At 67.1% G+C, this 11,702-nt stretch carries 11 protein-coding genes; 10 read left to right on the top strand and 1 reads right to left on the bottom strand.

Annotation, left to right across the window (positions count from 1 at the left end; all coding sequences use genetic code 11):
• Nucleotides 1-111: 111 nt before the first annotated feature.
• On the bottom strand, nt 112-468 hold the full coding sequence (locus tag C2142_RS10140) for a hypothetical protein (RefSeq protein ID WP_148642340.1): 357 nt from the start codon (nt 466-468) through the stop codon (nt 112-114).
• Nucleotides 469-710: 242 nt separating this feature from the next.
• Between C2142_RS10140 and C2142_RS10135 the strand changes: the two genes are divergently transcribed.
• The 10 genes from C2142_RS10135 to C2142_RS10090 all read left to right on the top strand — a co-directional run bounded on the left by C2142_RS10135 (nt 711) and on the right by C2142_RS10090 (nt 11,530).
• Nucleotides 711-1,028 carry a hypothetical protein gene (locus C2142_RS10135; protein WP_148642339.1) on the top strand — a complete coding sequence of 106 codons (318 nt, stop codon included), beginning with the start codon at nt 711-713 and terminating at the stop codon, nt 1,026-1,028.
• Nucleotides 1,029-1,094: 66 nt separating this feature from the next.
• Entirely contained in the window at nt 1,095-1,406 is a 312-nt protein-coding gene (locus tag C2142_RS10130; protein ID WP_063352655.1) for a transposase, read from the top strand.
• Entirely contained in the window at nt 1,337-2,323 is a 987-nt protein-coding gene (locus C2142_RS10125; protein WP_148642338.1) for an IS3 family transposase, read from the top strand. Before C2142_RS10130 ends, C2142_RS10125 begins: the two co-directional genes overlap by 70 nt.
• Nucleotides 2,324-2,480: 157 nt before the next feature.
• Nucleotides 2,481-2,627: a hypothetical protein gene (locus tag C2142_RS10120; RefSeq protein WP_153882767.1), complete on the top strand. Its 147-nt coding sequence runs from the start codon at nt 2,481-2,483 to the stop codon at nt 2,625-2,627.
• A gap of 87 nt (nt 2,628-2,714) precedes the next feature.
• Nucleotides 2,715-3,476 (top strand): hypothetical protein, encoded by a 762-nt coding sequence (locus C2142_RS10115; RefSeq protein WP_148642337.1) that lies wholly within the window; start codon nt 2,715-2,717, stop codon nt 3,474-3,476.
• A 211-nt stretch (nt 3,477-3,687) separates the two neighbouring features.
• Complete coding sequence (locus tag C2142_RS10110) at nt 3,688-3,903, top strand: hypothetical protein (RefSeq protein WP_148642336.1); 216 nt, start codon at nt 3,688-3,690, stop codon at nt 3,901-3,903.
• Nucleotides 3,904-3,933: 30 nt separating this feature from the next.
• Nucleotides 3,934-4,560: a hypothetical protein gene (locus C2142_RS10105; RefSeq protein ID WP_148642335.1), complete on the top strand. Its 627-nt coding sequence runs from the start codon at nt 3,934-3,936 to the stop codon at nt 4,558-4,560.
• A 399-nt stretch (nt 4,561-4,959) separates the two neighbouring features.
• A complete protein-coding gene (locus tag C2142_RS10100) occupies nt 4,960-8,514 on the top strand; it encodes a DEAD/DEAH box helicase family protein (protein WP_148642334.1) in 3,555 nt (1,184 codons plus the stop codon).
• Nucleotides 8,511-9,953 (top strand): restriction endonuclease subunit S, encoded by a 1,443-nt coding sequence (locus C2142_RS10095; protein ID WP_148642333.1) that lies wholly within the window; start codon nt 8,511-8,513, stop codon nt 9,951-9,953. Before C2142_RS10100 ends, C2142_RS10095 begins: the two co-directional genes overlap by 4 nt.
• On the top strand, nt 9,953-11,530 hold the full coding sequence (locus C2142_RS10090) for a class I SAM-dependent DNA methyltransferase (RefSeq protein ID WP_174315626.1): 1,578 nt from the start codon (nt 9,953-9,955) through the stop codon (nt 11,528-11,530). Before C2142_RS10095 ends, C2142_RS10090 begins: the two co-directional genes overlap by 1 nt.
• The last annotated feature ends 172 nt before the right edge of the window (nt 11,531-11,702 follow it).

Raw genomic sequence — 11,702 nt, 5'->3', positions numbered from 1 at the left:
GCAGCGGCCGTTCTCTTGGGCTTCGTGACTCGACATCTCGAAGCGTGGAGAACGGCCGCCTCCGCTGTCCCGGGAAGAACCGCAGATCAGCAGGTCGGGTGACCAGCAAGGTTAAACAAAAAGCTGAGCAACGCCTACGAAGCCCTCGACCGCGGTCCGCACGACGACGACCCGGCGTGGGCCTACTGGTTCAACCGCGGCGAGCTGGAGAACCTCGCCGGATCGTGCGCCCTCGACCTGGGCGATCCGAGCCGGGCCCTGCGCCACTTCGATGCCGCGCTGGCAGCCGCCTACGGCCAGTCCGGCTGCCAGCGCGACCACGCCCTCTTCCTGACCCGGGCCGCCGAAGCCCACCTCGTCCAGGACGACGTCGACCACGCCGTCGGCCGGGCCACCGAGGCCGTCGTCCTGCTCGGAGGCGTCGCCTCCGCCCGGTCCAGCGGCTCCCTGGACAGCCTCTGCGCGCAACTCGCCCGTCGCCGGGACTCCGCGACCGCCCGCGACTTCCTAAGCTCCTACGCCGGCTGATCGGCCCGAGGGCGCACGGCGGGATCCTCGACATCCCAACTACCTTATATAGAGCGGCAGTTGATGTGCCCAGCGGCATGCTCCGCTGGGGAGGCTGGGGGCAACAGCCGGGCACCACCCGGCAAACCCCCAGCCCACAGCCGGCCCGCCCCAAGCGGCCCGGCCCCGAAGCAAAGGCCGCCATGCCCACCCCAACCACGCCGGCGCCCGGACCCGACACCCCCGGTGACCTCCAAACTGCCCGAGACAAGCACCGCCGCAGCGCCGCCGACGAGACCCTCGGCCCATCCGCCCGCCGCCACCACGAGCACGCCGCCTGCGGCTACGACTGGGCACTCCAGGCGATCGACACCGACCCGGAGGCCGCGCACCGCCACATGGGCTACGCCGCCGCCCACGCCGAGCAGGCCCGCCACCACGTCGTCTCCAGCCGCCGATGGACCCTCGTCCTGCCCGGCCCCTTCTGCGAGTGGCTGACCCGCAGCGGACGACTCCCGTGAGGTTCCCCCGAGGTGCGGAAGGTTGCCGGACATGACCTGATAGGTCGTGAGAAGGGAGCCTCTGCCATGGCTGCACCGATGAAGTACCCGCCCGAGTTGCGGCAGCGAGCCGTTGCCGCGTACCGGGCCGCCGACCCGAAGCCCGTGATCCGGCAGATGGCCCGGGACCTCGGCGTGCACCACGAGGCCCTGCGCAACTGGATCCGCCAGGACGAGGCCGACCGCGGCGAGCGCGACGACCGGCTGACCACCGTTGAGAAAGAAGAACTGGCCGCTCTGCGCAAGGAGAACGCCGAGCTGCGCCGGTCCTGCGAGATCCTCAAGGCCGCCTCGGCTTTTTTCGCCCAGGAGCTCGACCCGACCCGGCGACGGTACTGAAGCTCATCGACGAGCACCAGGACCGCTTCGGGGCCGAGCCCGTCCTCCGGGAACTGCACATCCCCGCCTCCACCTACTACCGCTGGCGCCGCGACGTCCACGCTCCGTGCGAGCGCAGGCGCCAGGACATCGAACTGACCGAGCAGATCCGCCGCGTCCACTCGGACTCGGATGCCACCTACGGTTCCCCGCGCGTCCACGCCGTCCTGCGGCGCGAGGGAGTGCACGTCGGCCGTAAAAGGGTCGAGCGTCTGATGCGCGTGGCCGGGCTTCAGGGCGTCAGCCCGCGCCGGCCTCGCTCCTTCACCCGCCGCGACCCGGCGGCCGACCTCGCCCCGGACCTGGTCCAGCGCGACTTCACCGCGAACGCCCCCAACCGGCTGTGGGTCGCCGACATCTCGCTGGTCCCGACCGGCGAGGGACCGTGGTGGCTGGCCACGATCCGCGACGCGTTCTCCCGCCGGATCGTGGGCTGGCACACCTCGGAGCGGGCGGACGCCGACCTGGTCCTCACGGCACTGGAGTACGCCCTCCACGGCCGCCCAGTGGAGCCCGGGAAGCTGATCCACCACAGCGACCACGGCTGTCAATATACGTCCATCAAGCTCACAACTCGCCTACTCAAAGCTGGAATTGAGGCGAGCATGGGCACGGTCGGGGACTCGTTCGACAATGCCCTGGCCGAGAACTTCTGGAGCGTGTTGAAGACCGAGTGCGTGCGCCGCACGACCTTCGCGACCCGCACCGACGCCGACCTGGCACTGTTCGCCTATATCGACGGGTGGTACAACACCCGGCGCATTCAGAAGCGCCTCGGCTGGCTCAGCCCGGACGAGTACGAGGCGAAGCACTACGCCAGCCAGGCGACGGCCGAACCAGTGACCGTCGAACCACCCACACCCGCCCTGACCAGCTAATCAGCACCTCCCGCACACCGGGGGAAGCTCACCGGACGACTACACCGGCGACGAGGCGGACGACCGGCTGCTGCTCGCCTACCGCGCCGGCATCACCCACCGCATCGGCTCCGAGGGCGGCTGGACCCGCACGATCCCCGCCTACGACTCCCTCGCGATGTGGCGCCTGACCACCATCGCCACGCAGTTCCTCGACAGCTGCGCCTCCGGGGCCGGCTGCTCCTCCGCTGAGCTTCGCGCCGCGAAGGCCCTCGGCGACCGCCTGGCCGACCTGGCCCACCGCCAGCTCGCCGCCGCCAAGTGACCCGCGAGCCGGGCCGCCGTCGTGCGGCCCGGCCCCAACCCAGGACACCTCATGCCAACTCCGAAGATCGTGATTGCCCCACCGCCCATGCCTGCGCCCTTCCAGCGCGCGGATCTCCAGGGCCCGTACGACACCGCTTTGGCCGCCGTCGCGGACGCGCAGGCGGCACTGGCCGCTGCCGCGCTCGAAGTCCTCGCTGCCACCGCCAGGGCGTTCCGCCCGCGAACAGCCAGCATCGAGTTCACCAGCGAAGCCGGTGGCCCACGCATCCAGGCCCTGTGGCCCGAGGTTCGCACCATCCTGGTCACCCTGCACCGGCGAGAGCTGTGGCGGCGCCGGGAAGACGAACGCATATCGCTCCGCGACCACCTGCAGATCCAGGACATGGAAGGTCTCCTACCCGATGCCCTGAACGTCAGCGGCCTCCCCGTGGCCCCGATGGGCGCCGGTGCCCCGGCCCGCCGCCTGCTCCGCCTGCCCGCCCCAGACGTAGCCGGCACGCTCGCCGCCCGCATCCGCAGCCAGCACCCCGCCGCCAGCGCCCTGCTTATCAGCCTCGACTCCGAGAACGGCACGGTGGACATCGCCGTCGAACACATCGTCGGACCGGACGGGACCTCCGTGGCCGCGATCCCCAGGGACCGGGACTTCGCCCCCTCGCCGCAGGAGGCCTGGTGGTGGCGCAGCCGCGACGAGACCGTCTGGGCACTCCGCCACCTGTGGAGGCACCCCCAGCACCGCGCCCGCTACTTCCGGCCGCAGGGGAGCGAGTCGCAGATGTGGAACAACGGCCTCCAGGCAGTCCTCCTGCCCGCCATCCCCGCCCTGCCCGCCGGGAAGGCCGCCTGAACGGCCGCCAAAGCCCGCAGGCCGCCCCGGGCCAAACCGGCCCCAGTCGGGCCCGAGGCGGCCTGCGGGGGGTGTCTCAGCCAGCGCCTCATGTCCCGAGCGTCATCGGTGCGCATGTAGGTGGTCGTGATCGCGAACTCGATAGGTAGTCAACGGAGTTGAGTGGATAATCACTCGACTCCGGACAGTGACAGCGCCTACCCTCCGTAACATGACGAAGACGCGAGGGGTCGAGCCGACCCCTGAGGAGAACCTGGCCGCAGCCATCGTCAACGGCGTGCTCGGCACCCGCACGGTGGCGGTCGACGACCAGACCGAGCCCGGCATGATCGACGCCTGGCTCGCCCGTCCCGATGAGCCCGACCATGCGCGCACGATCGGGCTGGAGATCAGCTCCACTACCGATGGCAAAAACCAGGCCATGTGAAAGTCGATCAACAGGCAGTACGACGAGACCGTGATCCCTGGACTCCTCGGCGCCTGGGCGGTCCGGTTCCGTTCGGGCGCCCGGATCGGCGGCCCGCCGGCCACGAAGCTCAAGGAACTCCTCAAGAACCTGGAGCAGCGCGGGGAAAGCGGGGCGAGCCTGGAGCCCTATGAGGACAAGAGCCGGTGGGCCAACGGGTGGCCGGTGCCGGAGTACGCCGCCGAGCTGGACATGATGAAGAGCATCGGCGTCAACTCGGTTGCGCAGATCAGCACCGACCCGGCGTGGGCCGGTCGCATCTTCGCCTCCACCCTCAGCCACGGCGTCGCTTCGCCCACGGCGGAGCACATCGCCCCGTACGTATCCGACTTCCTGACGACGTCGGAGGGTCAGAACAAGGTCAAGAAGCTGGAGGCCGCGCCGGAGGCCCACCTGTTCGTCTGGTCGGACCAGTCCCACCTGTCGGTCGGGCTTGCACTCAGGCGCCGCTTCGAGCCAGTCGGCGACCCTGACATCCCGGCCCACATCGGCGACATCTGGGTGGCCTCCAGGTTCGAGCCGGCGGCGGTCTACCGCTGGAGCCGCGGTTCCGGATGGGCGGTCCACGAGGTACCCGAGGAACTGCATCGGGCGCCGGAGCCGGCCGCAGCCGAGTAGCGGGTCTGGGGCCGCCGGGTGGGCGACGTTCCGCCGCCGGCCGGGCCGGGTTGGGCCGACCAGTAGACACGGGCGACGCCAAGGGCGAGATCCGGTACCTTGAGGGTGGGTTCTGTTGGGGGAGGAGGAAACTCCGTCCCTTGTGTTGAAAGATCCGAAGTCGTCGAGTTTCTGACAGTCCATCGCCCTTGGTCGCGATCGGTGATCACGGTTGGTCGGCCCTCTGGCCAGCCCAACGCGGGGACGGTGCGGGGATAGAGCGTTCGCAGATCCTGTCCTGTGGCACCACCTTGATCGTTCCCTCTCCATCCGGCCTCATCGCTCCTACACTTAGCGCCAGCACATCACTGCACAGCGGAACCATGACTGGGCGCTACAAGGACGGAGTACCAGGGGGACATGGACGAGCGGCTGAAGAACCTGGCGAAGTCTTCCCCAAACTTCGGCATCCTGTACCCGCTGAAGCCCTTGCTCGCCCTCTATGGAGCCCAGGCTGAGGCAACGGTTTTCACGAACCCGAACTCTGCGCTCGTTCAGGCCGGCCAGTTCGGTGAGGTACTGACCGAAGAGCTCGTCACCCGCATGGGCATGCGGGTGGAAGGGAACCGGCAGTTCGACCGGTTGAATGCGCTCACCCATGTCGGAGCTCTCGTTCCCGAGATCCGGAACGACTTTGACCGGCTGCGGTTGGACCGCAATCAGGCGGCCCATGCGCATCTCTTCGACACCTCGCGGGCGTTGGCCGCGGTTCGCATCTGCTACAGGCTCGGCCTCTGGTTCCACGATGCCGTCTCGGGCCGCCGCACCGTTGCCGAGTTCGTACCGCCCGCCGAGCCGACCGCCGTCATCACCGACCCTGCCGAGCTCGCAGAGCTGAACAAGGCGCTGGCTGGCCACCGACAGGACCTCACCCAGGCTCGTACCCGTCTCGCGGAGTCCGCGAGCGTGCTGGAGGCTGAACGCAAGGCCCGTGTCGAGGCAGAGAGCCTCATCGCGAGTGCGAGCGCAAACCATGCCACGTTGCAGGCACAGATTGACCAGCTGAACGCGCAGTTGGAGTCACTGCGTGTCGCCCAGCAGGCCGACTACGCGCAGGCTCAGAAGAAACCCCGGACCGTAGACCCGGCGGCGCGCGATGCGATCATCCACCGTGCTCATCGGCCGGCGCCGCTTAACGAGGTTCAGGCTCGTGAGGAGGTCGACAAGCTGCTGGCGGCTGCGGGTTGGGTGCTTCAGGACCGGGACGCGGTCAACCCGATGGGTGGCCGGGGTGTGGCAGTGCGCGAGTTCACGCTCGCCACCGGCCGCGCCGACTACGTGCTCTACGTCGACGGATGCATCGTCGGCGTCATCGAGGCCAAGCGGGAGGGCACTCACCTGGCGAGCGCGGTCGCGCAGAACGACCGCTACGCCGGCGGTGTCCTCAAGGAGCACCGGCTGGCGGTGTGGCACGAGGACGAGCCCTTCGCGTTCCGCTACGCCACCACCGGCACCGAGACGTACTTCATCAACCGCCTCGACCCCGACGCACGCTCCCGCGAGGTGTTCGCATTCCACCGACCCGAGACCCTCGCCGCGTGGATGCGGCGCGCCGACGAGTACTCCGAGACACCCACATTCCGCGCCGCGCTGCGCGATATGCCGGCCTTGCAGCGCAACGGCCTGCGTCCGGCACAGATCGAGGCGATCACCGGCCTGGAAGGCTCGCTCGCCCTGGACAAGCCGCGAGCCCTTATCCAGATGGCGACCGGCGCCGGTAAGACCTACACAGCTGTCTCCCAGACCTACCGGCTGCTGAAGCATGCCCGTGCCCGCCGCGTGCTGTTCCTGGTGGACCGCAACAACCTGGGCAAGCAGGCCCTGGACGAGTTCCGGAAGTTCACAACCCCGGATGACGGGCGCAAGTTCTCCGACATCTACAACGTCGAGCGCCTGGGTGCCGCCGGGCTGCAGGACAGCACGTCGGTGGTGATCTGCACTATCCAGAAGATGTACCGTCTGCTGACCGGCGAGCAACTCGTCGACGACGACCCGGCCGGCGAGGCGAACGACGATACCGCCTATGAACAGTCGTACGCGGCCGAGCGGCCCGTCGAGGTCGGGTACAACCCGGCCGTGCCGCTCGAGTCCTTCGACCTGATCATCGTGGACGAGTGCCACCGGTCCATCTATGGCCTGTGGCGCGGGGTTCTCGAGTACTTCGACGCCCACCTGGTGGGGCTCACCGCCACCCCGACACTTCAGACCCTTGGCTTCTTCGGCCGGAATTTGGTCTCCGAATACACCTACCCGCAGGCCGTCGCCGACGGCGTCAACGTTGACTTCGACGTCGTCCGCATGCACACGGATCTGCGGGAGAACGGCGGCGCGACCATAGGCGAGGGAACGACGGTCAGGATCCGGGACCGCAAGACCCGTCACCAGCGCTACCAGGAGCTGGAGGACGACTTCACCTACACCACCCGCCAGATCGGGCGCTCGGTAGTGGCCGTCGACGAGATCCGGGCTGTCCTCACCGCGTACCGGGACAACTGGCAGAGCTGGTTCCCCGGCCGCAAAGAGGTCCCGAAGACGCTGATCTTCGCGGTCGGCGAGGACCACGCCGAGGATGTCCTCGCCTTGGCCAAGGAGGTCTTCGGCCGTGGAGACGACTTCGCCAAGAAGATCACCTACAAGAGCCGCCAGGCCGGCGAGGATCCCGACGAGCTGATCCGTGCCCTGCGGACGTCCCCGCGGCTGCGGATCGCCGTCACCGTCGACATGATCGCCACGGGGACGGACGTCAAAGCCCTGGAGTGCGTGATCTTCCTGCGGGAGGTTCGCAGTGCGGTCCTCTTCGAGCAGATGAAGGGTCGCGGCGCACGTACCATTGGCGCCACCGAGCTGCGCGAGGTGACCCCTGACGGGGACGAGCGGGTCCGTAAGGACCGCTTCGTCCTTGTGGATGCGGTGGGCGTCACTGACTCGCCGCTCGTCGACGCCCGCCCGCTCGTCCCGGCAGGGGAGCGCCAGATCTCGCTGGCCAAGCTCCTCGACAAGGCCGGCACGAAGTCGATCAGTGCCTCCGAGGCGGAGATCCTCGCAGGCCGTCTGGCCCGCCTGAACCAGCAGCTCAACGACCGCGAGCGCGACCAGCTCACACGGACCGCCGATGGCCGCACGCTCTCCGAGATCGCGGGCACGATCGTCAAGGCTGTCGATGCCGACCGTCAGGATCAGGCGAAGGCGGAGGGCGGCGAGAAGGCGGCACGCGCCCTGGTGGAGGAGGCCATCGCCCCGCTAACGGCCAGCCCCGACCTGCGGAAGCTGATCATCGAGATCCGTCGCGACAAGGACTACGTGATGGACGAGACCACAGCGGTCTCGGTCATGGAGGTTCACGCGATCCCTCGGGAAGAGCGGGCACGTGAGGAGGTCGGCCGCTGGAGCCGCCTACTCAAAGAGGAGCGCGACCGGATCGCCGCCGTCTCCATCGCTCTGTCCAGCCCACGCTCGGTCGGCCCCACTGAGGCATACGCGGCACTGAAAGAGCTGGCCGACCAGATTCGCCGCCCCGACTTCGCCTGGACCCCGCAGGTCCTGTGGACCTACTACGAGGACTTGGGCCACGCTACACAGCAGCCGGGCAAGCATGCGGGCGTACCCGACCTGATCTCGCTCATCCGGTACGAGCTCGGGGTGGATTCGGAGCTCAGGCCCTACCGTGAGACCGTAGAGGAGCGTTTCGAGGGCTGGCTGCTGCGGCAACGGCAGGCAGGAGCGGAGTTCACGAAGGACCAGCTGTGGTGGCTGAAGGCCATCCGTGATGTCGTCGCCAGCGACGTCGGCATCGCTCCCGCAGACTTCCGGGCCGAGCCTTTTGCGGGGCACGGCGGTGGGAGGGGCCTCGCCCTGGCATTCCCGGGGCGCGACCCGCACGACCTTTTGAATGAGCTGAATCGAGAACTGGCTTGAGCACCACGGAACTCCCGCCCGGGTGGGAGAAAGTTTGCCTGGGTGATGTCTTGCTGCGCGTTGAAGCCGGAAAGTCCTTCACGTGCGAGCCGCGCCAAGCGAGACCGGATGAGTGGGGCATCATCAAGGTCAGCGCGATGACCTGGGGGACATTCAACGAGGGCGAGAATAAGGCAGTCCCAGAAGGTCGCGAAATCAACCCCGCGTACGAGATTCAGGCGGGCGATATCCTTGTCAGTCGTGCCAACACCCGGGCATACGTAGGCGCCCCGGTACTTGTCGGGAACACCCGCCGCCGTCTGCTGCTTTCAGACAAGAGCCTCCGTCTCGTGCCAAGCGAATCCATCGACAAGCGGTGGCTAGTTCATTTCCTGAGCTCACCTGTGGCGCGGGATTTTATCTCAAAAGCAGCCACTGGAACCAAGGACTCTATGCGAAATATTTCGCAGCAGGCGCTCTTGGAAATGCCGATTGCAGTCCCTCCTCTTGCGGAGCAGCAGAGGATTGTCGACACCCTCGAAGATCACCTCTCCCGCCTCGACGCGGCCGTGAGGGACCTTGGGGCCGCGCACAGGAAGGTCTTCGCATTCCGGAAGGCCGTCCTTATGTCGCTTGTTCCCGAGGATAGCCCTGAGTCGTGGGAGATCACGACGGTTGGCGAGGCGGGCTCTATCGACCTTGGGCGACAGCGGCACCCGGATTGGCACCACGGCCCGGAGATGCGCCCCTACCTGCGAGTGGCCAACGTCTTCGAAGACCGGATCGACACGGCTGACGTCATGGAGATGGATTTCTCCGGGGTGTTCGAGAGGTACAAGCTTGAGCCTGGCGACGTGTTGCTAAACGAAGGGCAGAGCCCACACCTGGTCGGTCGCCCTGCTCTCTATCGAGGGCAGCCAGCAGACGTGGCGTTCACGAATAGTCTGCTGCGCTTCCGGGCGCGTCCGGATGTGTTGCCGGAGTGGGCTCTGATGGTGTTTCGCCGACACCTGCATGCCCGCAGATTCATGCGAGAGGTTCGCATTACAACGAACATTGCTCACCTCTCATCTAAGCGCCTGAAGAACGTCGAGTTCCCGATCCCTCCGCTGGAAGAGCAGAAGCGACTCGTCCAACGCTGCGAAGAGCTGCTAACCGATTCGGACGCGTTGGAGCGAGCCCTGAAGCATGGCCTCGCACGCGCCCAGAGTTTGCGCAAGGCCATCCTCGGCCGGGCTTTCACCGGTACTCTCGTGCCGCAGGATCCCAAGGACGAGCCGGCCAGTGCACTATTCGATCGGATTCGGGCCGAACAGGCGGCATCCGGCAAGGGAGCGGCCAGGCGAGCTCGCAGCCCGCGTAAGACGGAAAGGGCCACCAAGTCAGGGCTGCCCCCGGCTCCGTTCACCGCTGCAACCTCCGCCCCTGTTACCACCATTCAGCAGGAGTTCGAGCTCTGATGAGCACCACCGAAATCGCGTTCGCCGCCCCCGCCAAGACGGTCGCACAGACCAACTCGCTCGTCGCCAAGCTCTGGAACTACTGCAACGTCCTGCGTGACAACGGCCTGTCGACCATCGAGTACGTCGAGCAGCTTTCTTACCTGCTCTTCCTAAAGATGGCCGACGAGTTGGCTGCCGACCCGTTCGCCCGCGAGGCAGCTGATCCGATCGTTCCGCCTGGCTTCAACTGGCAGTCGCTGGTTTCCAAGCGCGGCCAGGAGCTGGAGGCGCACTACCGCAAGGTACTCGCTGAACTCGGCAGGCACCCCGGCACCACCCTGGGCACCGTCTTCGCGAAGGCTCAAAACCGAATCACCGAGCCGGCTCTTCTCGAAAAGCTGGTCGTCGAGCTGATCGGCAAGACCGACTGGGTCCTCGAAGGCACCGACCTCAAGGGCGATGCCTACGAGGGCCTGCTGGCCAAGGGAGCAGAGGACACCAAGACCGGAGCTGGCCAGTACTTCACTCCGCGCCCCTTGATCGATGCCATGGTGCAGGTGATGCGGCCGCAGCCCAACGACACGATCACTGACCCGGCCTGTGGCACCGCTGGCTTCCTGATCGCCGCGCACAGCTACCTTCGCGACCACCACCTGAAGAACCTCTCCCGTGAGCAGCGGCTCGGACTCGGCCAGGGCAGCATTTGGGGAAACGAGCTCGTCCCCGGCACCGCTCGCCTCGCGGCGATGAACATGCTGCTCCACGGCATCGGCACTGCCGACGGTGACTCTCTCATCACTACTGGTGACGCGCTCGCCGACACCCCCTCCAATCGGGCCTCTCTCGTCCTCGCAAATCCGCCGTTCGGTAAGAAGTCGGCGATTACGGTCGTGGGAACGGACGGCAAGACCGACCGGGAGGACCTCAGCTACGACCGTTCCGACTTCCGCGCGACGACCACCAACAAGCAACTGAACTTCCTGCAGCACATCATGTCGCTGCTGGAGATGGATGGCCGTGCGGCTGTCGTTCTGCCCGACAACGTACTGTTCGAGGGCGGGGCGGGTGAGAAGATTCGCCGCCGTCTCCTCCAGGAGTTCGACCTCCACACGATCCTGCGCCTGCCCACCGGCATCTTCTACGCCGGCGGGGTCAAGGCCAACGTGCTGTTCTTCGAAAAGAAGCCCCCGCGATCCGATGACGTCCCCAACACCTCCGAGGTCTGGGTGTACGACTTTCGCACCGGGATGCATTTCACACTCAAGCAGCACCCTCTGCGGCTTGCTGACCTCGCTGACTTCATCGAGGCATACAGGCCGGACGATCGCTCGGCGCGCAAGGAGACCGAGGACGGCCGTTTCAAGCGCTTCTCATACGAGGAGCTCATCGCCCGTGACAAGGTCAACCTCGACATCGCCTGGCTGAAGGACCCTGCGCTCGACGATGCGGACAGCCTGCTCGCCCCCGAGGTCATCGCCCAGGAGATCGTGGAAGACCTCCAGGCTGCCCTCGCCGAGTTCGAAGCAATTGCCGAGGCTCTCGGTGGTGAAGTGAAGCCGGACATCGCTGCTGAAGAGGTCATCGCAGAGTCGTGACTACGACCAGCGCCGCGGCACGCCACCTCAGGGGCGGCGGCATCTGTGCGCCGTTCTACTTCGCCGCGCGCAGATGCAGTCTCGATAACGCTCACCATCCCCTGTCCGCTCGGACTTGCCGGAAGTCATCCGCCCCCGCCACGGTCGCCGTACGGTGCGGCTTGTGAAGCGT

The organism is Streptomyces sp. CB01881 (assembly GCF_002953255.1).
Taxonomy (GTDB): domain Bacteria; phylum Actinomycetota; class Actinomycetes; order Streptomycetales; family Streptomycetaceae; genus Kitasatospora.
The sequence above is the reverse complement of the archived record's forward strand: the minus strand, read 5'-3'. Positions and strand labels throughout refer to the sequence as shown.